General features: G+C 60.0%; 20 protein-coding genes. 6 read left to right on the top strand and 14 right to left on the bottom strand.

Annotated features, from left to right (window positions below; all coding sequences use genetic code 11):
- Window positions 1–12: 12 nt before the first annotated feature.
- Window positions 13–891: an amino acid ABC transporter permease gene (locus tag K7H94_RS12575; RefSeq protein WP_021508449.1), complete on the bottom strand. Its 879-nt coding sequence runs from the start codon at window positions 889–891 to the stop codon at window positions 13–15.
- A 9-nt stretch (window positions 892–900) separates the two neighbouring features.
- Window positions 901–2,328 carry an argininosuccinate lyase gene (argH, locus tag K7H94_RS12580; RefSeq protein ID WP_222951138.1) on the bottom strand — a complete coding sequence of 476 codons (1,428 nt, stop codon included), beginning with the start codon at window positions 2,326–2,328 and terminating at the stop codon, window positions 901–903.
- A 156-nt stretch (window positions 2,329–2,484) separates the two neighbouring features.
- Here argH and K7H94_RS12585 point away from each other — a divergent pair, with 156 nt between their 5' ends.
- Window positions 2,485–3,456, top strand: a complete 972-nt coding sequence (locus tag K7H94_RS12585; RefSeq protein ID WP_021508451.1) for a LysR family transcriptional regulator — start codon at window positions 2,485–2,487, stop codon at window positions 3,454–3,456.
- A gap of 144 nt (window positions 3,457–3,600) precedes the next feature.
- Here K7H94_RS12585 and K7H94_RS12590 read toward each other — a convergent pair whose 3' ends face one another.
- Window positions 3,601–4,119: a GNAT family N-acetyltransferase gene (locus K7H94_RS12590; RefSeq protein WP_222951139.1), complete on the bottom strand. Its 519-nt coding sequence runs from the start codon at window positions 4,117–4,119 to the stop codon at window positions 3,601–3,603.
- The gene (locus tag K7H94_RS12595; RefSeq protein ID WP_058775322.1) at window positions 4,116–4,679 is read right to left on the bottom strand and encodes a helix-turn-helix domain-containing protein; all 564 of its coding nucleotides are present in this window, start codon (window positions 4,677–4,679) and stop codon (window positions 4,116–4,118) included. The genes K7H94_RS12590 and K7H94_RS12595 overlap by 4 nt, the downstream gene beginning before the upstream one ends.
- Window positions 4,680–4,831: 152 nt before the next feature.
- Here K7H94_RS12595 and K7H94_RS12600 point away from each other — a divergent pair, with 152 nt between their 5' ends.
- Entirely contained in the window at window positions 4,832–5,566 is a 735-nt protein-coding gene (locus K7H94_RS12600; protein ID WP_031279872.1) for a MerR family transcriptional regulator, read from the top strand.
- A gap of 167 nt (window positions 5,567–5,733) precedes the next feature.
- On the opposite strand, the gene K7H94_RS12605 is transcribed toward K7H94_RS12600, so the two are convergent.
- Genes K7H94_RS12605 through osmF form a run of 4 tightly spaced genes read right to left on the bottom strand, consistent with a single transcriptional unit; the run spans window position 5,734 to window position 9,471 of the window.
- Window positions 5,734–6,465 carry an ABC transporter permease gene (locus K7H94_RS12605; RefSeq protein WP_058757824.1) on the bottom strand — a complete coding sequence of 244 codons (732 nt, stop codon included), beginning with the start codon at window positions 6,463–6,465 and terminating at the stop codon, window positions 5,734–5,736.
- Complete coding sequence (locus tag K7H94_RS12610; RefSeq protein WP_059011161.1) at window positions 6,465–7,400, bottom strand: ABC transporter ATP-binding protein; 936 nt, start codon at window positions 7,398–7,400, stop codon at window positions 6,465–6,467. Before K7H94_RS12610 ends, K7H94_RS12605 begins: the two co-directional genes overlap by 1 nt.
- On the bottom strand, window positions 7,393–8,559 hold the full coding sequence (locus tag K7H94_RS12615; protein WP_058780853.1) for an ABC transporter permease: 1,167 nt from the start codon (window positions 8,557–8,559) through the stop codon (window positions 7,393–7,395). The genes K7H94_RS12610 and K7H94_RS12615 overlap by 8 nt, the downstream gene beginning before the upstream one ends.
- Before the next feature lie 3 nt (window positions 8,560–8,562).
- A complete protein-coding gene (gene osmF / locus K7H94_RS12620) occupies window positions 8,563–9,471 on the bottom strand; it encodes a glycine betaine ABC transporter substrate-binding protein OsmF (RefSeq protein WP_222951140.1) in 909 nt (302 codons plus the stop codon).
- A gap of 217 nt (window positions 9,472–9,688) precedes the next feature.
- Here osmF and K7H94_RS12625 point away from each other — a divergent pair, with 217 nt between their 5' ends.
- Complete coding sequence (locus tag K7H94_RS12625; RefSeq protein WP_104187061.1) at window positions 9,689–11,155, top strand: MFS transporter; 1,467 nt, start codon at window positions 9,689–9,691, stop codon at window positions 11,153–11,155.
- Between the two features lie 31 nt (window positions 11,156–11,186).
- Here the strand turns inward: K7H94_RS12625 and idi are convergent, their stop codons facing one another.
- The 3 genes from idi to K7H94_RS12640 form a co-directional block, all read right to left on the bottom strand.
- The gene (gene idi / locus K7H94_RS12630; protein ID WP_058757829.1) at window positions 11,187–11,720 is read right to left on the bottom strand and encodes an isopentenyl-diphosphate Delta-isomerase; all 534 of its coding nucleotides are present in this window, start codon (window positions 11,718–11,720) and stop codon (window positions 11,187–11,189) included.
- A 193-nt stretch (window positions 11,721–11,913) separates the two neighbouring features.
- Window positions 11,914–13,809, bottom strand: coding sequence for a methyl-accepting chemotaxis protein (locus K7H94_RS12635; RefSeq protein WP_058769488.1), 1,896 nt, complete (start codon window positions 13,807–13,809; stop codon window positions 11,914–11,916).
- Window positions 13,810–14,000: 191 nt separating this feature from the next.
- Window positions 14,001–14,735 (bottom strand): sulfite exporter TauE/SafE family protein, encoded by a 735-nt coding sequence (locus K7H94_RS12640; protein ID WP_058757831.1) that lies wholly within the window; start codon window positions 14,733–14,735, stop codon window positions 14,001–14,003.
- Window positions 14,736–14,835: 100 nt separating this feature from the next.
- Here K7H94_RS12640 and K7H94_RS12645 point away from each other — a divergent pair, with 100 nt between their 5' ends.
- On the top strand, window positions 14,836–15,729 hold the full coding sequence (locus K7H94_RS12645) for a LysR substrate-binding domain-containing protein (RefSeq protein ID WP_222951141.1): 894 nt from the start codon (window positions 14,836–14,838) through the stop codon (window positions 15,727–15,729).
- A gap of 51 nt (window positions 15,730–15,780) precedes the next feature.
- On the opposite strand, the gene K7H94_RS12650 is transcribed toward K7H94_RS12645, so the two are convergent.
- Entirely contained in the window at window positions 15,781–16,890 is a 1,110-nt protein-coding gene (locus K7H94_RS12650) for a suppressor of fused domain protein (protein ID WP_058757833.1), read from the bottom strand.
- Between the two features lie 226 nt (window positions 16,891–17,116).
- On the opposite strand from K7H94_RS12650, the gene K7H94_RS12655 reads away from it, so the two are divergent.
- Window positions 17,117–17,410: a hypothetical protein gene (locus K7H94_RS12655; RefSeq protein WP_215480127.1), complete on the top strand. Its 294-nt coding sequence runs from the start codon at window positions 17,117–17,119 to the stop codon at window positions 17,408–17,410.
- On the opposite strand, the gene K7H94_RS12660 is transcribed toward K7H94_RS12655, so the two are convergent.
- Both K7H94_RS12660 and bglX read right to left on the bottom strand, forming a co-directional pair.
- Window positions 17,401–18,279 (bottom strand): oxygenase MpaB family protein, encoded by an 879-nt coding sequence (locus K7H94_RS12660; protein WP_222951142.1) that lies wholly within the window; start codon window positions 18,277–18,279, stop codon window positions 17,401–17,403. The two genes, K7H94_RS12655 and K7H94_RS12660, sit on opposite strands and share 10 nt — an antisense overlap.
- 177 nt (window positions 18,280–18,456) lie before the next feature.
- Window positions 18,457–20,754, bottom strand: coding sequence for a beta-glucosidase BglX (gene bglX, locus K7H94_RS12665; RefSeq protein WP_222951143.1), 2,298 nt, complete (start codon window positions 20,752–20,754; stop codon window positions 18,457–18,459).
- Window positions 20,755–20,909: 155 nt separating this feature from the next.
- Between bglX and dld the strand changes: the two genes are divergently transcribed.
- Window positions 20,910–22,619, top strand: a complete 1,710-nt coding sequence (gene dld / locus K7H94_RS12670; RefSeq protein WP_222951144.1) for a D-lactate dehydrogenase — start codon at window positions 20,910–20,912, stop codon at window positions 22,617–22,619.
- Window positions 22,620–22,695 lie beyond the last annotated feature (76 nt).

Here is a 22,695-nt window from a genome sequence, read left to right on the forward strand (position 1 = left end):
TCTCACTCCCGGTTACTGGCGACGACGATGGCCGCGTGAGAAGTAGCGTTCCAGCTGGCTCTGCCCGAACGACAGCAGCGTCACGATAATCAGGTACCAGATGCCCGCCACAAACAGCAGCTCCATCACGCGCGCGTTGGCGAAGTAGATGGTTTGCGCGTTGTACAGCAGCTCGGAGTACTGAATCATGCTGGCCAGACTGGTGGTTTTGATCATGCTGATGAACTCATTGCCGACCGGCGGCAGAATCACCCGCATCGCCTGCGGCAGAATGATGCGCTGCAGCGCCTGCAAACGTGGCATGCCGATGGCTTTGGCGGCTTCATACTGACCGGTATCCACCGATAACAGCCCGGCGCGCACCACTTCTGAGGTGTACGCGCCCTGATTGATGCTCAGGCCGAGCAGCGCGGCGAGAAACGGCGTCATCACCGTGACGGTTTGCACGCTGAACAGACCGGGAATGCTGATGGTGGGAAACACCAGCGCCAGGTTGAACCACAGCAGCAGTTGCAGAATCAGCGGCGTGCCGCGAAAGATCCACGCATAGCCCACCGCGATATAGTGCAGCACCGGATTGGGCGACATGTACATGATGGCGGTGATGACGCCAAACAGGATGCCCAGCGCCATCGCCAGCACCGACATAATCAGCGTGTTAACCACGCCGTTAAGGATCGCCTGCGCGGTGAAGAACTGGCCGACGAACGACCACTCAATATTGCCGTGCGCAAAGGCGTTAACCAGCAGCGCCAGCAGCACGAGGATCACTGCCGATGCGGTGATGCGGCCATAATAGCGGCGCGGCACCACCTGATAGCGATCGAGATCGTAATGGGGCTGGACGCGGCCATTGTTGACCGATGGTTCAACCGGTGTGGTGTGTGACATAGGCTCTCCTCAGGCGCGCGGTCCGGCGTAGTCATCGGCCCAGCGCTGCTGGTCCTGCATCAGGGTTTGCAGACGGGCCAGCTGCTCGCGCACCCGTGCCGGCGCGGTGCCGCCGTAGCCGCTGCGGGCTGCCAGCGCCGCTTCCAGCGTTAACGCCTGACGCACCTCGGGCGTGAGCCGTGCATCGACGCCGTGCAGCTGCGCATCGCTGAGATCGGCCAGGCCGCAGTTTTCGCGTTCACACAGCTGCACCAGCTGGCCGGTAATCTCGTGCGCCTCGCGGAATGGCACGCCGCGCATTGCCAGCCAGTCGGCCACTTCGGTCGCCAGCGTAAAGCCATCCGGCGCCTGCTCGCGCATCACTCCGGTGTTGAATTTCAGCGTCGCCATCATGCCGGCCATGGCAGGCAGCACCATCAGCAGCGTGTCGACCGCATCAATCACGTTACGTTTGTCGTCACTGAGATCGCGGTTGTAAGAGAGCGGCATGGCTTTCATGGTGGTCAGCAGCGCCATCAGGTTACCGACCAGCCGGCCGCTGCGGCCGCGCGTCAGCTCGGCAATGTCCGGATTTTTCTTCTGCGGCATGATCGAACTGCCGGTGGCATAACTGTCGTGCAGCTCCACCCAGCGGAACTGCCGTGACGCCCACAGGCACACCTCTTCACACAGCCGGGACAGGTTGATGCCGATCATGCTGGTGACGAACAGGAATTCCGCGGCGTAGTCGCGGCTGGCGACTGCATCGATCGAGTTTTCACACGGTGCCAGATAAGCGAGATCGGCGGCGGCCAGCTCTGGCTGACGCGCAATCGCCGAACCGGCCATCGCCGCCGCGCCCAGCGGACAGCGCGCGCTGCGGCGATCCCAGTCCTGCATACGCTCAATGTCACGCGCGAAGGATTGGGCATGCGCCAGCAGCTGATGGCCAAACACAATCGGCTGCGCCTGTTGCAGATGGGTGAAGCCGGGCGCGACGCTGTCAGTGTGTTGCGCGGCCTGCGTCACCAGCGCCTGCTGCAGCTGCAACAGCGCGCTCACCAGCTTGCGGCCGTTATCCCGCAGGTAGAGACGCAGATCGTTGACGGTCTGATCGTTGCGTGAACGGCCGGCACGCAGCTTGCCGCCCAGCGCGCCGAGGCGTTCTGTCAGCGCGCGTTCGATGAAGGTATGCACGTCTTCATCGGCGGCAATCGGCTGCAACTGGCCAGCGCGGTAATCGGCGTCCAGCGCATCAATCGCCGCCAGCATGGTATCCAGCTCGTCAGCGCTCAATAGCCCGGCACGCGCCAGCTCGCGCGCATGGGCGCGGCAACCGGCGAGGTCGTACGGCGCCAGCGCAAAGTAATAATCCGGGCTACGCGACAGCGCGGTTAAACTGGCTGCCGGAGCCGCTTTAAAACGTGCGCCCCATAACAGTTCGGCATTCTCAGACATGCTATTTCCCTCACAAATCAGCCGCAGCAATATGAAAAAGTTTGGATTCAGCCGGCAGCGATAATAAAAACTTATTTTATTGCCACGCTGGCAAATAGGTGGTATTTCAGATTCACTGTACTTTCACCGCAATTATTCCGGAGTTGAATAGCAAAAATGGAAAGTAAAGTTTCCCAGTCTGGAAACAATGCGAATAATCGCGGCGATAATGCGGTTCTGGCGCTGAGTAATATCGACTTAAAATTGCTGCGGGTATTTAAATGCGTGGTGGAAGCCGGCGGATTAACCGCCGCCAGTCACGAATTAAATATTGGCCTGGCGGCGATCAGTAAACAGGTTTCTGACCTGGAGATTCGGCTGGGCATGACGCTGTGCAGCCGCGGCCGTGAAGGTTTTGAGCTGACGCAGTACGGCATCAATGTTTATCAGGCCACGCTGGAGCTGTTCGTGTCGCTCAACCTGTTTCGCGAGCGGCTGCACAATAGTCGCAACGAGCTGCTGGGCGACATCGCGATTTGCGTGGTGGATAACACCATTAGCGATCCGCACTCGCCGGTCACCAGTGCGGTGCAACAGCTGCACCAGAAAGCGCCAAAGGTGCAGATTCGTCTGCAGACCGCCCAGCTGGATGATATTGAACGCGGCATAAGCGAAGGGCGTTTTCATTGCGGCATTGCGCCCGTGTATGAAATGAAAAATGAGTTTGATTACTTCGAACTTTATAAAGAATACGCAAAATTATATTGCGCTGCGTCACATCCTCTCTATTGCGGATCTTGCGATAAAAATATTTCGGTGGACGTATTACGTCAGCAGAAAATTATTAATCATTTATATGTTACTCCGCGCGATGAACGCCGCCTGATTCCGGTGCAGGAGAGCGGTGTGCAGGCGGTGCAGGTGGAATCGGTAGCCATGCTGATTTTAACCGGTCACTTTATTGGGTATTTACCGGAACATTATGCCGCTCCGTTTATTGCCCGCGGACAACTGTGTGAGCTGGGCGATGACACGCTGCGGCGCGAAACCGCATTTTGTCTGGTGATGAAGAAAGGCCGGAAAATAAATCCTATCATCCGGCTGTTTATGCAGGCGCTGGGGTTGAGCGATGCGGCGGCGGCGCACTGATTTGGTGCATGTGACCGGGTTTCTGCTGGCACGGGATGGGAAAGTGTACGCTGATGCCCTCACCCCGGCCCTCTCCCACCGGGAGAGGGAGAGGCAGCCTGTGGACAAGGGAGAGGCGGCGTCCGGTAACAGCAACCAGAACGCTTACGCCAGCCGCTTATACATCACCGTGGTAGCATCCAGCTCGCCGGCCGTGGATTCGGCATAGTACGGAATCGAACCCGCCACCTGCCAGCCGAGCGACAGATAGAGCGCGCTGGCAACATCGCCGCTGCGCGTATCCAGCACCAGCAGCGTTTTACCCTGCTGCTGCGCCAGCTGCTCGGCACGTAACATCAGACGGCGCGCAATGCCCTGACGTCGCGCACGCGGATGCACCAGCAGCTTGCTGATCTCCGCGCGATGGCGGCCGTTGGGCATACTGCTGAAGCCCAGCATCACCGTGGCCACTATCTCGCCCGCTTGCCAGGCCACCAGCAGCTGGTTATCGCCGCTCGCCAGGCTGTAAATTTTGTCCTGCCAGAAACGCGCCATCACTGCGCGATCGTCTGCGTCAATGAAGCCGACGCTGGCACCGTCTGCCACGCAGCCGTGCAGCACCTCACACAGTGACGCCAGCAGCGGCTGCGCCTGGGTAGCGCTGAGAGAGTCGATTTCAATCATGGTTTGCACACCACCAGAATGTAGCGCGCGCCGCCTTCGGCATGCGCCTGAAAAGAGGAACGTCCGCTGAGGTGGAAGCGCAGGCAATCGCCGGCCTGTAGCGTCCAGCTCTGCGTCTCCATGGTGATGGTCAGCTCGCCCGACTGCAGCCAGATGTGCTGTTCCAGCCCCTGTACCGGCGGCGCATCATAATCAATGCGCGCGCCCGGACGCAGCACGCCCTCCACCAGCTCCGCTTTAAACTGACTGGCCGGCGGCGAGACGTTGCGCCGCTGGAAGCCGCTGAGCGTATCCTGCCAGACCGGCTGCTGCTCCGCTTTCAGCAGCAGCGCCGCTTCTTCTTCTACTTCGCTGAGCAGTCGCGACATGGTTAAACCGTAGGCCACGCACAAGCGATTAAGCAAAGCGGCGGTAGGGCTGGTCTCGGCGCGCTCAATGCGCGACAATGATGCCCGGCTAATGCCGGTTGCCAGAGCCAGTTCATCCAGCGACCAGCCGCGCTGCAGGCGTAATTCCGCCAGACGTGCCGCAAGCCGATCTTCCGTATTTAGAGCAGACATCTTCAACCTCTCATTTTCGGGAAATAAATCTCACATAAGAGATAAAGCCCGAAATCGTGCAGTGGGTCAAGTTGTACAATAAAATAATCATTGTACAAGCTCACTCTGGCGGTTAAGGTGTTGTTATGCAGGTCAGAATTTTAGAGGATGCCATGGCCTTATACAGTATCGGTGATGTTGCCGAGCGCTGTGGAATTAACCCGGTAACCCTGCGCGCCTGGCAGCGTCGTTATGGATTGTTAAAGCCGCAGCGCACTGAGGGTGGTCATCGACAATTTGATGATGAAGATGTTCAGCGGATCGAAGAGATCAAACGCTGGATAGAGAGCGGTGTGCCTGTTGGCAAAGTCAAAGCCCTGCTTGAAGGAGAGACCTTCAACGTGCATGACGGCTGGACGGCGCTGCAGGAAGAGCTGATGAGCGTGCTGCGCCACGTGCGCGCCTCCAAGCTGCGCACCAAAATCGCCACCATTGGCCGTGAACACCCGGTCGATGCGCTGATTGACCACGTTTTTGTACCGGTACGCCAGCGTCTCGGGCTGGATCAAAATACCGCCCGCACCATGTGCAGTCTGCTGGACGGCGCGCTGATTGATTATGTCGCGTTCTGTCTGGCAGGCGCGCGTAAAAAAGCCGGCAAAGATGCCTTAATGATTGGCTGGGGCGTAGAAGATCGCACCCGCATCTGGCTGGAAGCCTGGCGCTTAGCGCAGCAGGGCTGGCGCATTGATGTGCTGGCAGAACCACTGGATATGCCGCGTCCGGAGCTGTTTCCCGGCCAGCATCTGTTTATCTGGACCGGTAAAAAGCCGACGCGCCGCCAGCTGGAGCAGTTCGAACACTGGCAGGCTCAGGGCTTCTCGATTCACGTCCACGAACCCACCTGAAAAATCGCACATGCGGCCTTTGCCTTACCGCATGTGCGCGTTATCATGCCGCACTTCATGACTTTTCTCAGGTTTACCTATGAACTGGAATAAAATTCTCATTGGCACCCTGTTTGCCATCATGGCGATTGGCGGCATGGGCGGCATGATGCTGGTTGGCTACAGCCTTATTCTGCATACCCACTGAGTGCGTGCTGCAACCGCTCCAGCAGCCGGTCGCAGATCAGCGCCAGCAGCGCCACCAGCAGCGCGCCCTGAATCACATAGGCGGTATTGAAGCCGCTCAGACCGATAATCACCGGCGAACCCAGACTCTCCGCTCCGACGGTTGAGGCGATGGTCGCGGTGCCGATGTTGATCATCACAGAGGTGCGCACGCCTGCCATAATCACCGGTGCCGCCAGCGCCAGCTCTATCTGCCACAGACGCCGCCACGGTCCCATTCCCAGACCGACGGCGATCTCACGGCTGCTGGCCGGAACGCTGTCCAGTCCCGCCAGCGTGCCTTGCAGAATCGGCAACAGCCCATACAGAAACAGCGCCATCACCGCCGGCGCAGCGCCAAAGCCCATGACCGGCACGGCAATCGCCAGCACCGCCACCGGCGGAAAGGTCTGACCGGCAGCCGCCAGCGTCTCCAGCAGCGGGCGGAACGCCCTGCCGCCGTGACGGGTAGCGAAGACCGCACAGCCAACGCCCACCACAATCGCCAGCGCGCTGCCGCTGATCACCAGCAGCAGATGGGCCAGCGCCAGCTGCCAGAAACTCTCCTGCTGGTACAGCGGACGCTCCAGCTGTGGAAACCAGTGCGCAAACAGCGGCGCACTGTGCGGTAAACCCCACAGCAACAGCAGAAATACCCCCAGCAGCCAGTAGAGCGGATCGCGCAGCACTCGCATCAGCCCGCCTCCTGCTGTCGCAGCAAATCGCTAAAGTGCAGCACGCCCAGCGGCTGCTGATGCTGATCGACAACCGGTAATTTGTCGGTGCGGCGCGCAATAAACTGCGACAGCGCCTCGCGCAGCGTCAGCCCGGCGGCGATCGGTTCCGCCTCCAGCCACTCACCGCGCCGCGCCGCACTGCCGGCCCGTCCCAGCGCCAGCAGACGCACGCCCAGCTCGCTGCGGCCAAAGAACTGGCGCGCGAAATCACTGGCAGGCTGCGTCAGCAGGTCAATCGGCCGTCCCTGCTGCACAATCTCTCCGCCGTCCATCAGCACCAGCTGATCGGCGAGGGTTAACGCTTCGTCGATATCGTGCGTCACCAGCACCACGGTGCGCCCCGACAGCTGCTGAATGCGCAGCATCTCCTGCTGCAGCGCCTGCCGGTTGACCGGATCGAGCGCGCCGAAGGGTTCATCCATCAGCAGCAGTTCCGGGTCGGCGGCCAGCGCGCGCGCCACGCCAACACGCTGCTGCTGGCCGCCGGAGAGCTGGTGCGGATAGCGCGTCGCCAGCTGACTGTCGAGATTGAGCAGCGCCAGCAGCTCCTCAACCCGTGCGGCAATTTTTTCCCGCGGCCAGCCGAGCAGCGACGGCACGGTAGCAATATTTTTTGCCACATTCCAGTGTGGAAACAGGCCGATGGACTGAATGGCATAGCCAATGCGCCGCCGTAGCGCGCGCGCATCCATCTGCTCGATCGGCTCACCGGCAAAACGGATTTCACCGCTGTCATGCTCAACCAGCCGGTTAATCATTTTCAGCGTGGTGGATTTACCCGAGCCGGACGTGCCGATCAGCACGGTAAAACTGCCCTTCTCAATCTTTAGCGACAGGTTGCGAATCGCCTCTTTACCGGCGAACGCTTTGCTCACCTGATGAAATTCAATCATGTCCTCTCTCCAGCAGCGCCGACAGCAATCGCAGCAGCGCATCGAATATCACCGCCAGCGCCACCACCGGAATCACGCCCAGCAGCACCAGATCCAGCGCGCTGCTCAGCAATCCCTGAAACACAATGGCGCCGAAGCCGCCGGCCCCAATCAGTGCGGCGACCACCGCCAGCCCGACGGTTTGCACCACCACCACGCGCAGTCCGGAGAGCCACACCGGCAGCGCCAGCGGCAGCTCAGCGTGCCAGAACTGCTGCCAGCTACTCATGCCCATGCCGCGCGCGGTTTCACGCACTTCCTGCGGCACCTGCTGCAGCCCCGCAACCACGCTGCGCACCAGCGGCAGCAGTGCATACAGCACCAGCGCAATCAGCGCCGGCGCGACGCCAATCCCGCTGATACCGAGGCGCGCCAGCTGCGGAAAATGCGCCGCCAGCCCGGCCAGCGGTGCAATCAGCAGGCCAAACAGCGCCACAGACGGCACGGTCTGGATCAGATTCAGCACGCTGAAGGCGGCATGTTGCCAGCGGGCGCGACGCGCGATGGCGAGTCCCAGCGGCAGACCAATCAGCAAGGTGGGCAACAGCGTGCCGCCCAGCAGCAGCAGATGCTGGCTGAACGCGGCGTTAAAGACGGCGGTGCGATTGCTGTACTCTTTCAGCAGCGACAGCGCGTCAAGCTGACCACTCAGCAGCAGTATCAGCGGCGGCAGCCACAGTTGCAGATTAAGCAGAATACGCAGCGGCGTCTGCTGGCTAAGCTGGCGAATCGCTTCGGCGGCCAGCAGCAGCGCTAATCCTGCCGCACACCATAGGCCGCTGCCCAGCGCGGTGCGCGCCAGCGGGCTGCCGCTGCGGGCCAGCTCACTGGCGGCGTGGCCGCCGATGCCAATCAGCAGGGCGAACAGTAGCTCCGCGCCCAGCAGCTGCGCCAGCGCCGCACCGCGACCTGGCGGCCACCACAATCCCAGCCATAGCCATAACAGCGGCAGCAGCAGCAGCCAGCCCGCCGTTACCTGCCAAAGCATCAGCGGCTGTCCGGAGACCAGCCGGTTGGCCGCATAGCTCAGCAGCGGTAGCGCTCCCAGCGCCAGCGTGATCAGCAGCGTCAGCACCAGCAGCACCGGCTGCTGGCGCGGTCGGTTTATCCGTGACAGCACCGCTTACAGCAACTTATTCTGCTGCAGCCACTGCTGCGCCACCTGGCTGGCGTCCTGTCCGTCAACGGCGATTTGCGCGTTGAGCTGCTGCAGGGTTTTCTCATCCAGCTTGCTAAATACCGGCTGCAGCCAGTCGGCAATCTGCGGGTACTGTTGCAGCACGCTGGCACGGATCACCGGCGCAGGCGCGTAAATCGGCTGCACGCCCTTCGGGTCGCTCAGGGTTTGCAGGCCGAGCGCCGCGACCGGGCCGTCGGTACCGTAAGCCATCGCCGCATTGACGCCGGACGTTTGCTGGGCGGCCGCTTTGATGGTAACGGCGGTGTCCCCGCCGGCCAGCGACAGCAGCTGTGACTGGCCCAGCTTGAAGTTGTAGGCTTTCTCAAACGCCGGCAGCGCATCGCTGCGCTCGATGAACTCCGCCGACGCCGCCAGCTTAAAGGTGCCGCCTTTTTTCAGGTAAGCGCTGAGATCGTCGAGGGATTTCAGGTTATTCTGCTGCGCGACATCGCCGCGCACCGCAATGGTCCAGGTGTTGTTAGCCGGTGCTGGCGTCAGCCACACCAGATGATTTTTCTCTGCATCGAGCTTTTTCACCTTCTCAAAGCCCTGCTGCGCGTTTTTCCACGCCGCGTCCTTCTCATCATTGAAGAAGAACGCCCCGTTGCCGGTATATTCCGGGTAGATATCCAGCTCACCGGCGGTGATTGCGCCGCGCACCACCTGCGTGGTACCGAGCTGGATTTTATTCACGGTTTTTACCCCATGCTGGTTCAGCACCTGCAGAATGATGTTGCCGAGCAGCGAACCTTCAGTATCGATCTTGGAACCTACCTTGACCGGGTCCGCTGCCTGCACGGCCCCGACACTCATCGCGAATGCGATCATCCCCAATAAACCCTGCTTAATCATGGCGCTTTCCTCAGCATTATTTTCTTTCAGTGATTATCAAGCGTAGCCTGGCGAAACGGGATGGGTGCGGTCAAGCGGCGCAATTCGTTCTTTTTCTGCTATCCGTTGCCGGTTTTATAGAACGCTTTGGTTGCACTTATAACCAAATAGAATTTTTCACATCCGTGGCGCGGCTTATGCTCATAGCCCCACTCTTTACAATAAATCACACAACATCATGTCTGACTTAACTTCTTCGGCGCACGTGGCGCTGGCAGGGAATACGCCGCAGGGCGAGACGCAGTGGATTCGCAGCGCGGCCGACGTGACGCGGCTGGTCAATAACAGTAACGCCTCGCGCAGCAATGCACGCATCGTCATCGCCATTGCGCTGGGCGGGGTTTTTCTCGATGCCTACGATCTCGGTGCGCTGGCCTTCGGTATTAAAGATGTCACGCGCGAATTCAATCTGACGCCCGCCGGCACTGGCATGGTGGCGTCGGCTATCACCTTTGGCGCGATTGTTGGCGCGCTGATCGGTGGCTATCTCACCGATAAAATTGGCCGCTATCGGGTCTTTATGGCCGATATGTTCTTTTTCGTGGTGGCGGCACTGGCCTGTGCCTTTGCGCCGAACGAGTACGTGCTGGCGGCGGCGCGCTTTGTAATGGGGCTCGGCGTCGGCATCGATCTGCCGGTGGCGATGGCGTTTCTGGCGGAGTTTTCCCGACTGCGCGGTCAGGGCAATAAGGCCGCCAGCGTCGCGATGTGGTGTCCCACCTGGTACGCGGCGATCAGCATCTCCTATCTGCTGGTGCTGCTGCTGTATGCGGTGCTGCCAGAGAGCCATACTGACTGGCTGTGGCGGCTGATCCTCGGCTTTGGCGCGGTACCGGCGCTGTTGATCATCGCCATCCGTAGCCGTTACATGAGCGAATCACCGATCTGGGCGGCAAATCAGGGCAACCTGCAGGGTGCAGCGGCAATCCTGCGGCGGTCGTATAACATCAACGCGGAGGTCGCGCAGGATGCCGATCTCACTGCCGCACAGCCAGTACGTAAAGCCAGCTGGCGCAACTACGGCGCGCTGCTGCAGGGCGTTTACCGCCGCCGTACGCTGCTGGCAACGATAACCTCGATTGCCTCGTCGTTCGCCTATAACGCCGTGGCCTTTGGCCTGCCGGTGATCATCTCCAGCTTCCTCGCGCAGTCGATGCTGACCACCATTCTGGTCTCGCTGGCGCTTAACCTGCTGTTTGCCTTTGTCGGGGGGCTGCTGGCGGTACGGCTGGTGCCGCGGCTGGGCGCATGGAAGATGTCGGTAGCCGGTTACACCTGCCAGTGTGCGGCGCTGCTGGGCCTGGCGCTGATTGGTCGCCCGGCCGGCGGCGAGGAAGCGGCCCTGGCGATTGCCATGCTGGCGCTGTTCCTGTTCGGCCAGGGGTTTGGTCCAGGTTCGCACACCATGACCTTTGCCTCGCTGAGCTATCCGGCTTCGCTGCGTGGCGTGGGCGTCGGCTTTAATCAGACGCTGATGCGCGCCAGTTCGACGGTATCCCTGTTTGTGTTTCCGCTGCTGGTCGCGGCGTTCGGCACCGGCGTGTTCTGGGTGATCCTGCTCGCACCGCTGGCCGGATTACTGGCGCTGCTGGCGATTCGCTGGGAACCGTCAGGCTATGACGTCGATGCGGAAGATTTTCAGTAAGCGGATAACGCCTCAGCGATGAGGCGTTGGCTCAGGCGGTGAGGCGGAAATCGCCCAGCGTGTTGGGGATGCGCGGGAATGTGTGCAGGAACCACGGCGTGAATTTTGCCGGATTGTCGCGCATCTCCTGCTGAATCTGTTCGACTGAGCGGTAACACCAGTCGTCAGCCTCATCAAGGTTGAGTACCGGCACTTCGTCACTGATGGCGAAAAACACGTGACCGTACTCATGTTCGATCAGACCGTTGCTGAGCGGCAGGTTATAGCTCAGTTCAAACACCGGCGTTAACGCCAGATCCAGTCCCATCTCTTCACGCAGGCGGCGCTCAGCCGCATCGCGCGTCGGTTCCTGCGGGTAGGGATGGCTGCAGCAGGTATTGCTCCACAAACCGCCGCAGTGATACTTGCTTTGCGCCCGGCGCTGCAGCAACAGTTCATGGCGCGAATTGAACACGTAAACCGTTACCGCACGATGCAGCAATCCTTTCTCATGCACTTCCAGCTTTTCCATCTTGCCGGTGGGACGATCGAGGTGGTCAACGAGGATAACTTCAATGGCGGGCATGACAACTCCTTCGGAAAAATCCCCACTATTGTACACAATAGCGGAAGCGGCAGCGGAGAAAATCGCGCACATTCCGTGCGCTGGCGCGATAAGCAGTAAGCTTAGCAGCCAGCAGATAATTCAGCAGAAAAAGGCGGGAAAAAGCGTGACAGCGGCGCAAAAAACGCGCCGCTGTGCTCTCTGACGGGATGAATTACAGTTTGAAGCCGTGCACCACCTGCTCAAGCTGCACGCTCTGCTCTTCCATGGCGCGCGCCGCTGCCGAGACCTGCTCCACCAGCGCCGCGTTCTGCTGGGTGCTGCCGTCGAGCTGGGTAATCGCCACGTTCACCTGTTCGATCCCCATGCTCTGCTCGCGGCTGGCGGACATGATTTCGCTCATCAGCGTTGTGACGCTGCTGACGCCCTGCATCAGCTCGTCCATGGTTTGTCCGGCCTGCTCCACCAGCTGGCTGCCGGTGTCGATATTGGCCACCGACTCCTCAATCAGCTTCTTGATTTCGCGCGCGGAGTTGGCGGAACGCTGCGCCAGATTGCGTACCTCCGATGCCACCACGGCAAACCCGCGTCCCTGTTCACCGGCGCGTGCCGCTTCTACCGCCGCGTTGAGCGCCAGAATGTTGGTCTGGAAAGCGATGCTGTCGATGACGCTGATGATATCCACCACCTTACGCGAGGAGTGATGGATTTCGCCCATGGTGCTGACCACCTGACGCACCACTTCACTGCCGCGCGCCGCGACCTGAGACGCGCCATCTGCCAGCTGGTTAGCGTGCGTGGCGTTGTCGGCGTTCTGACGCACCGTGCCGGTCAGCTCTTCCATCGACGCGGCGGTTTGCACAATGGAACTCGCCTGCGATTCCGTCCGCGCCGAGAGATCGGCGTTGCCGCTGGCAATTTCGCGTGAAGCTGCGGTAATCGCCAGTGCGCTGTCGCCCACCTGGCGCATCAGCCCCTGCAAATGGGCGATGAACTGGTTAAAGCTTTGCGCCACGGCGTTGAACTCCGGGCTATTGCTGGCCGGCAGACGCTGCGTCAGATCTGCGCCACCGGTCGACAGCGCTTCGATGTTTTGATGCAGCAGATTCAGGCGTTTCATCATCGCGCGGACAAAGCCAAGCAGCACCAGCAGCAGCAGAATCGCCAGCGGGATCTGGACCAGGCCGAGACGGGTCAGCATGCTGTGCGTCTGCGCATCCAGCAGCGCGGACGGCACGTCGCTGGCCAGATACCACGGGCTACCGGGAATGGCCTGCAGGAACAGCGTGTGCTCACCATCTTCTCCGCTGAAGGTGGTTTGCGACGGCTGAGAACCGGCCTGTGCCAGCAGCCCTTTCAGCGCCGCCGCCATTGGCAGCTGGGTGTCAGCCAGATTTTCCAGCTTCGGCGTACCCTCCAGCAACGCGGCATTGCCGACCACTTTGCCGTCCGCTTCGACAATCAGTACGCGACCATGAATCGCCTCACCCATCTGCTGCGCCAGCTGGTTGAAAAAGCCGAGCGTGACGTCAATGGTTGAGACGCCCCACACAGTGCCGTTACGGTAAATCGCCATGGCGCAGTTGGTGCGCGGCTGCGGGCTGGCAGCATCCTGATAAGCCTTCGCCCACGCGCACTGGCCTTTTTCTGCGGCCATGCCATCTTTGTACCACGGCTGCTCCCAGTATTTGTCGGCAGCATCGGAGTTCCAGTAGGTGTTGACCTGCAGCTGGTTGCTGGCGTTACGCGCAAAGAACGAGCTGTCTTTCTCTTTCGCCGGATCGCGCCGGTTGGGTAACGGCCAGATACCGCCGCCGAACACGTTGCTGTCCTGATACTGGTTAACCAGCGCCGGCAGCAGCGTATCAATGGCGGCGCTGTCCATCACGCCCGCCGCTTCGGTAATGGCACGCTGCTGCGCCTGCACGCGGTTCATCTGCTCGACGATACGTCCGGCGAGACCATCCACCTCATAGCGCACCAGCCGGCTTTCGTTCTGGCTAAGCTGTGGCGCGATGAACTGGTTGATCACCAGGACGGTGACCAGCATAAGAACAACGAAGAATGCGACTAAGGTCGCGGTGAAACGGGATTGTGTGGTTTTTAACATCGGTGTGCCCTTACCCTGGTGTGGCGAGTTGCCTGATCGAGGTTAACGGCTTGTTACAGAAGAACTTGAGGTGCGCAAGATCACAAAATGGTTAACTGATTGAATAGCGTGATCATAAGAGCGCTTATTGTCACCGTCATTACCCTGCTGTTCCTCAGCAATGAAGAGACTGCAAACAATGAAACGTAACGCTAGGGTGCTCCTGACCAGGCATTAACGATTAATCCTGCGCCGGAAATAAACAGAATGGCGTCTATCAGCACGGCAAATTGTGTGACTGACAGTCTCTGGACTATCACCTTCGTGCTCAGGGTGCCCAGCATAATGCCACTGCCCACTAACACACCGGTGAGCACAACCTGCATTGAGAGCGCCTGCTGGAAGGCGAACGTACTGACCTTGCTGAAATATAACAGCAAGGCGCTCGATGCTTCCGTGCCAATAAACGCGCCACGGCTTAATCCATAGGCGGTAAAAATCAGCACGCTCACCGGTCCGGTGGTGAGAACCAGTCCTGTCAGAAAACCCACCACGCCACCACAAAGCCCTAACTGCTTTATCGAGAGCGTCCAGTGACTGTTTTTCAGGTTGCGTCTGACCAAAATCATCACCCAGAAAAACAGCCCCAGCGCACCATCAATGAGCCAGGCAGGTAAAGAGAGCAGCACATGTGCGCCTAACGACGCAGCTGGCACGCCAGGCAGGCTATAGGCCAGAGTGGCGCGCCAGTCGATTTCACGCCACCAGACCGCGATGCGCGAGAGATTTCCCAGGATTGCGGCGATAGCCATGACTGGCATCGCCACTCTGGGGCCGAAATTGCTGACCATCAGCGGCAGCAGCAGTAACGAAGAACCGGTGCCGATGACGCCACTCAGCGCCCCGGAGAGGATCGCGATCAGCGTCACAAAGAGATAATCACCCACTGACTTTCCTCATTTTCAACGGCAAAGCACGCATCTTAATCAGGGCGATTCGATCATAATATCGATAAATATTGCCCACTCTTGATACTAAAAGTCACAGATGAAAAAACGTAACCTGCCGCCGTTGAATGCATTGCGGCTGTTCGAAACGGCCGCGCACGCCAACAGCCTGAGTGACGCGGCTGAGGAATTAGGGATGACTCACGGTGCCTTTAGCCGCCAGATCAAAGTGCTTGAAGAGTGGCTGGGGCAACCGTTATTTGAACGTCAGGGACAGCGCAGCGTGGCGGCGGAGCATGCCCGGGCTTTTGCCGCAGAGATCAGCACCGCTTTTGACATCATCAGCGATGCTGCGGTGCGCTTTGGCAAAACACCTAACACCCGCACGATACGCGTCAATGCGCAAACCACCTTTGCGATGCACTGGTTGATCCCGCGCCTGCCGGCATTCCATAGCCAATATCCTGACATTGAAATCTCGGTATCCACCTCAAACAGTTCGGAGGTGAAAGGGCTATCAGGCTTTGACGTATTGATTCGCCGGGATGCGCTGAACAAACCTGAATGGCGTTACTTTGACAAGAAAGCGTTATTTGAGGAAAAGCTCACCCTGATTGCCGCGCCGAAACTGTTAGCCACAAAAGCGCTGAACACCCCTGCAGACCTGGCGACCCACGTTGTCGTGTTATCCAGTACGCGGTCAGGTGAGTGGGAACGGTGGATGAAGCAGGCTGGCGTCGGCGAGGTGCGCCCGGAACGTTTTCAGCGATTCGAACACAATTATATTAGTCTGCAGGCGATTATTGATGGCGTCGGTGTGGGTATCGGTGGAATACAAATGCTGGGACATGATCTGCAGGGCAACCGGCTTGTCACCCCGTTAGCTGTTGAGGCGAAGGGAAGCCGCTACGTGGCGTTAATTGCGCCTGACGTGGATAAATCATCGTCGCTAAACCGCTTTGTCGCATGGCTGGAACGGGAAGCATGCGGTTAATACCCGCCTGGTCGCTGCCAGAGGGGTATATCGGGGCTTTTTCGGCAGGCACTACGGTGCGGGCTCCACCACTTCCTGGCGCGGACGGAACACATGATCGCTGCCCTGCGCCAGCAAACGCTGCAGCAGTTGCTGGCCGCCGCGATCGTCCGCCTGGGCAAACAGTCGCTCGGCTTCGGTGATCGGCGTCGCCCACAGCAGATTTGGCCGATCGCCGTCGCGCTTCGGCAGCCGCAGTTGCGCGTTTTCGCCCGCCAGCCCGTTGGCCAGCAGGAAGCTTTCAAAGCCGACCGGCGCGACTTCCGACGCCAGCGTGTGCCCTTCGCCAATCCACGTCAGCCGCGCCCACGGCAGATGAGCAAACTCCGCCAGCGCGCTGGCCATCTGTACCGCGTTGGCCTCGGTCATCACTTCACCATCCACCGCCATCGCCAGCTCTACACGCCGGTACTGCGGTGCCAGCTCGTCAAACAGGTAATCCACCTGCGGCATCGGCCGGATACTCATGCCGAGCGTGAAGAAATACCACACGCCGTTATGCCAGTGCTGCGAAATCGCCATCGGCGGCCAGTTGCCCTGATCGATGGCGTAATATTTTACCGACTCACCAAACTGCGCCTGGTAACGTTGCAGCAGTTCGCTCTGCACGCGATCCCACTGCTGGCCATCGTGCCAGTCACGCCAGAAATGACGCTGCTGTTCGGCGCGCGCGTAGTAATCGTTGGTGGAGGCCGAACCGAGCGGCGCGGTGAGACGGTTCTCTTTGATGCAGCCCGCCGAGAAGCTGACCTGCTTGTCCTGATACAGGCTCCAGCCAGGGATCACCGCCAGCAGCTGGCCGTAATACCACAGCGCGGCACCGTCGTCGCTGGGCTCCCACAGAATCTGCAGGCCGGCCGGATCGAGCATCGGCTCCGCTTCCAGCGTGCGGCAATAGCTGGCGCTGAGCAGCGGCGCAATACCCTGCTCCATCGCTTCGCGATCTTCCTGCGCCGGTGCCGGCAGCAGATTGCGCAACCAGCAGCCGCGCACGGCGTACTGACTGCGGAACAGGTCGTTCGGCCAGATATAAAAATAGGCGGTACGCGCATCCTGTTCGACGATGGCGGTTAAAGTGTGTTGCTGATTCGGCACCTCAGCAATCAGAGGTTGGTGTGTCATAACGCCTCGACAATGCCTGGAGGGATCCATTTTCCCCGAGAATAGAGCAGGATCGGCACTCGCGCCATGTGACACAAGGGTAAAACTCTCAAAGTGCGCCAGGCCATCGTTCAGCCCGGCTTAAGAATGGCGGGGGCAGCGGCGGCGAAGCTTCAGATTTTTTTGCGATTCTTTTACCGCTTCGCATGCTATTGTCAGCGCACTCTTCTGTTGCGGAGCTGTCGTCATGGTGCTGCAAACCCTCGATCTCAATCTGCGCGAAATCGTGATTCTCGCCCTGCTACTGTGGCTGTTTGTCCGCTATACGTGGGTGATGGCAGCCCTGACTCTGATCGTCGCTGCCATCGCGCTGCTGGTGCTGCTGCCGCTGGATATCTACTACACACTAGTGCCGCTGGCGCTACTGGGCGTTGGCCTGGGCATGCTGCTGCATCACTATCAGCAGCGCCAGCTCCTGCTGAAACGCGAGGCGCGCACGCCGCGCAGCTACACCAGCAAGCAGGATGAATTTCACCTGTAACGCGGATCGCGCCCCATGCGCTGCATGGCACGCGCCCAGGCGCCACGCTGAATTGACCAGCGCAACAGGGCGGCAATCAACGCGATCTGCTTATCAATCCGCCATTGCGCCACTGGCCCGATCGGCTGTTGCATCAGCTGTTGCGCCCAGTCGGGCAGCAGACCACAGCCCGCCCGCAGCATGATGCGCATCGCCGGTTTCGCCTGCCAGCTGGGTGCCGGCGCGTTAAGCAGCAGCTGCATCACTTCGTGAGTACGTGCATCGTAAACCAGCTCTGCCCGCATCGTCTGTAAATAGGCCTCAACCGCCTCTACGCTTTTCGGCACCTGCTGCGCACCAAGCGCTTCCGCTACCCGCGCCGCTTCGGCGTAATAACGATCGCGATCGGCGAGGCTGAGCTGCGGATTTTTGTAACGCAGATGCGCGGCCAGAAAGCGGCTGGTTTCTGCAACGTGCACCCAGGTGAGCAGATGCGGATCGCTGGCGGCATAGGGTTTGCCGGTGTTATCGATGCCAGTAACGCGCAGATGGATGCGTTTGACCCGCTCAATCAGGGTATGCGCATCGGCGGTGTTGCCGAAGGTGGTGACGGCGATGAACTGGCTGGTGCGCCGCAGCCGGCCGAGCATGTCCTGGCGGAAACTGGAGTGATCCCACACGCCCGCCAGCGCCGCCGGATGCAGCATCTGTAGCATCAGCGCGCTGATGCCGCCGCACAGCATCGCGGGAAAGTCGCCGTGCACCTGCCAGATGATGTGGTCAGGACCGAACAGGCCGGGATCACCCGGCGGTTGAGAGATGTCAAATTCGTTGAGCGACAGGCCGTTAAGGCGAAAGACCTGCTGTTCAATGCGGTGGCGGAGATTCATTTGTTCGTTCTTGCGCTAATGACCTTTTCCCTCACCCCAGCCCTCTCCCGCGCGCGGGAGAGGGGGCAGTCCGCTGAAGCTGGCAGGTCAGAGGATAATATCCGCTAAAAGTCGGTTTGATCGGTTCCCTCTCCCGCCGGGAGAGGGTGAGGGAAAATCAGGATAACAAACCCTCAATTACAAATAATCGAACTGCGCATCCTGGGTTCTGACCGAATCCAGCCCGATCATCACGTTGAATTTGCCCGGCTCGGCGACGTGCTGCATCTTCTGATTCCAGAACTTCAGCGCATCGACATCAATCTTAAAGCGCACGGTCTGCGACTCGCCGGCCTTCAGCATAATGCGCTGGAAGCCGCGCAGCTCCTGCACCGGACGGCTGATACTGGCAACCGGATCGTTCAGGTACAGCTGCACTACCGTGGCACCATCGCGTTTGCCGGTATTCGTCACCGTCACGCTGGCTTCCACTGTGCCGTTACGCGGCATGGTCGGGGCAGATATCTTCACCGGCGACACGCTGAACTGGGTATAGCTCAAACCGTAACCAAACGGATAGAGCGGACCGTTGACCGCGTCGTAGTAATGCGAGGTGTACTTGTTCGGCTTCTCGAAATTGTACGGACGGCCGGTTGGCAAATGATTGTAATAAATCGGAATCTGCCCGACCGAGCGCGGGAATGACACCGGCAGTTTGCCTGATGGGTTGTAATCACCGAACAGCACATCGGCGATGGCGTTACCGCCCTCGGTACCGCTGAACCAGGTCTCCAGCATCGCATCCGCCATGCGGTCCTCATTCACCAGCGCCAGCGGACGGCCATTCATCAGCACAATCACCAGCGGTTTCCCGGTGGCTTTCAGGGCCGCCAGCAGCTTCTGCTGGCTCGGCGGGATCACCAGGTCGCTGCGGCTCGACGCTTCATGCGCCATGCCCTGCGCCTCGCCCACTGCCGCCACTACCACGTCCGCTTTTTTCGCCTGTGCGACCGCTTCGTCAATCAACTGCTGTGGCGAACGGGCATCGACGCTGACCGCCTGCTCATACAGGTTGAGGAAGTTCTGGATACCTTTGTTATCGGAAATATTGGCCCCTTTGGCATACAGCACGGTGCCTTTGCCGGCCATGGCGCTGCGCATGCCCTGCAGCAGCGAGACAGATTGCTTCGCCACGCCCGCAGCCGACCAGCTGCCCATGATATCGCGCTGGCTATCGGCCAGCGGTCCCACCAGCGCCACGGTGGCCTCTTTCTTCAGCGGCAGGGTTTCATGCCAGTTTTTCAGCAGCACCATACTGCGGCGCGCCACGTCGCGCGCTTCCGCCCGGTGCAGGCGGCTTTCCGCATTGGTGTCCTGCGGATCGCTGCCTTTCGGACCGAGATGGCTGTACGGGTCGTTGAACAGGCCCATGTCATATTTAACGTTGAGCACGTGACGGGCCGCATCGTCGATTTCCGCCATGCTCACCGCGCCGCTTTTCACCAGTCCCGGCAGGTATTTGCTGTAATACTCGTCGCTCATACTCATGTCGATGCCGGATTTCAGCGCAATGCGCACGGCATCCTGCGGATCGCTGGCGACGCCGTGTTTGATTAACTCTTTGATGGCACCGTGATCGCTGATGGTGATGCCTTTGAATTTCCAGTCGTTGCGCAGAATATCTTTCAGCAGCCAGCTGTCGGCGGTGGCCGGCGTGCCGTTCAGCGAGTTGAGCGCCACCATCACGCCGCCGCTGCCGGCATCCAGCGAAGCTTTATACGGCGGCAGATAATCCTGGAACAGGCGCTGCGGACTCATGTCGACGGTGTTGTAATCACGACCGCCCTCTACTGCGCCGTAAGCTGCAAAGTGCTTAACGCTGGTCATGATGGCGTAGCGGTCGGCTGCGCTCTTGCCCTGCATGGCTTTGACCATCGCACTGCCCATCTGCGACGTGAGATAGGTATCCTCGCCAAACCCTTCAGAGCCGCGGCCCCAGCGCGGTTCGCGCGACACATCCACCATCGGCGCCCAGGTCATGTTGAGGCCGTCGTCTGCCGCTTCATAGGCTGAAATGCGTCCCACTTCGCTAACGGCTTGCAGATCCCAACTGGCGGCGAGGCCAAGCGGAATCGGAAAAATAGTGCGCTGGCCGTGCACCACGTCATAGGCAAAGAACAGCGGCACCTTCAGGCGGCTGAGCTGCATGACCTGATCCTGCATGGCGCGGATATCCGGACGCGTTACCGTGTTGAAAATCGCCCCGACCTGGCCGTGCTGAATCATGTCGCGAATCGCCTCTTTTGGCGTATCCGGACCGACGCTGATCAGGCGCATCTGCCCAATCTTTTCATCCAGCGTCATTTTGCTCAGCAGCTGATTAACAAAGGCGTCGCGCGCCTGTTCCGTCATTGGATGGGGGCCGAACAGATCGTCCGCAAACGCGGGTTGCACGGCAAGGGAAACAGCGAGGCTAACAGAGTAAATCCATTTCATCAGGTCGGGTTCTCTTAAGTAACTGCGCAATATCGAAATAACCGGGGCAGTGTGCCACAAGATGAGGATAGCAGGTAGCCGCCATTGTCACACTGCGCCCCCGTGGCCGACGCGTGCTACAGTAGAAACGCCACGTTAACGACAAGGATAGGCTAATGAATAACAACACCTCACACCCTGCCCTGCTGTCCGAGCTGCGCCGTCTGGTCGGCGCATCACAGCTGCTGACCGACGCGGAGCAGACCGCACGCTATCGTAAGGGTTTCCGTTCCGGCGAGGGCGATGCGCTGGCGGTGGTTTTCCCCGGCTCGCTGCTGGAGCTGTGGCGCGTGCTGCAGGCGCTGGTACAGGCCGATGCCATCGTGCTGATGCAGGCCGCCAATACCGGCCTGACCGAAGGTTCAACGCCCAACGGCAACGATTACGATCGCCCGGTGGTGATCATCAGTACCCTGCGTCTCGACAAACTGCAGCTGATCGACGGCGGCAGGCAGATTCTCGCCTTCCCCGGCAGCACGCTGTATCAGCTGGAGAAAACCCTTAAACCGCTGGGGCGCGAGCCGCACTCGGTGATTGGCTCCTCGTGCATCGGCGCCTCGGTGCTGGGCGGCATCTGCAATAACTCCGGCGGCTCGCTGATCAAACGCGGCCCGGCCTACAGCGAAATGGCGCTGTTTGCGCAGGTGGACGCCGACGGCAAGCTCCGGCTGGTCAACCATCTGGGCATCGACCTCGGTCATTCGCCGGAAGAGATTCTCGGCCGGCTGGACGACGAGCGCTGGCAGCCGGATGATGTGCGCTGGGATGCGCGTCACGCGTCCGACCACGAATACGCCGAGCGGGTGCGGGACATTCATGCCGATACGCCGGCGCGTTTCAATGCCGACCAAAGGCGCCTGTTTGAGGCGTCAGGCTGCGCCGGCAAACTGGCGGTGTTTGCCGTGCGGCTCGACACCTTCCCCACCGAGCCGAAGCAGCAGGTATTTTACATTGGCACCAACGACCCGGCGACGCTCGGCGAGCTGCGTCGCCACATGCTGGCGGAGTTTACCCATTTACCGGTCGCCGGTGAGTACATGCACCGCGATATATTCGACATCGCCGAGGTCTACGGCAAAGACACCTTTGTGATGATTGATAAACTCGGCACCGACAAGATGCCGCTGTTTTTCACCCTCAAAAGCCGGGTTGATGCCTGGCTTAGCAAGCTGAGCTTCGTTAAGCCGCACCTGACCGATCGCCTGCTGCAACGCATCAGCCGCTGGTTCCCGGCGCACCTGCCGAAGCGCCTGAAGCAGTATCGTGATAAATACGAGCACCACCTGATGCTGAAGATGTCCGGCGACGGCGTGGCCGAAGCGCAGGCGTATCTGCAGGAGTATTTCCGCGAAGGCGGCGGTGAGTTCTTTGCCTGCGACGCCAAAGAGGGCGCGCACGCTTTTCTGCATCGTTTTGCCGCAGCCGGTGCCGCCGTGCGCTATCACGCGGTGCACGCTGACGAAGTGGAAGATATTCTGGCGCTGGACATTGCGCTGCGCCGCAACGATCAGGAGTGGTTTGAGCGCCTGCCGCCGGAGTTTGATAACGATCTGATTCATCGCCTTTACTACGGCCACTTCTTCTGCCATGTGTTCCATCAGGATTACATTGTGAAGAAAGGCGTAGATGCCCATGCGCTGAAGGGGAAGATGCTGGCGATCCTCGCGGCGCGCGGCGCGGAATACCCGGCGGAACATAACGTTGGCCATCTGTATGCGGCCAAACCGCAGCTGCAGGCGTTTTACCGCCAGCTCGATCCGACCAATACCTTTAACCCGGGCATCGGGAAAACCAGTAAGCAAAAAGGCTGGGCGGTGAAAGCCTGAGTCAGATCTGCCGGACCCGTAGCGGCGCGATTTATCGCGCGGGTTTGCTGCATCAGAGGCAAACCTTAGCGCAATG

Source organism: Pantoea dispersa (genome assembly GCF_019890955.1).
Classification (GTDB): Bacteria; Pseudomonadota; Gammaproteobacteria; order Enterobacterales; family Enterobacteriaceae; genus Pantoea; species Pantoea dispersa.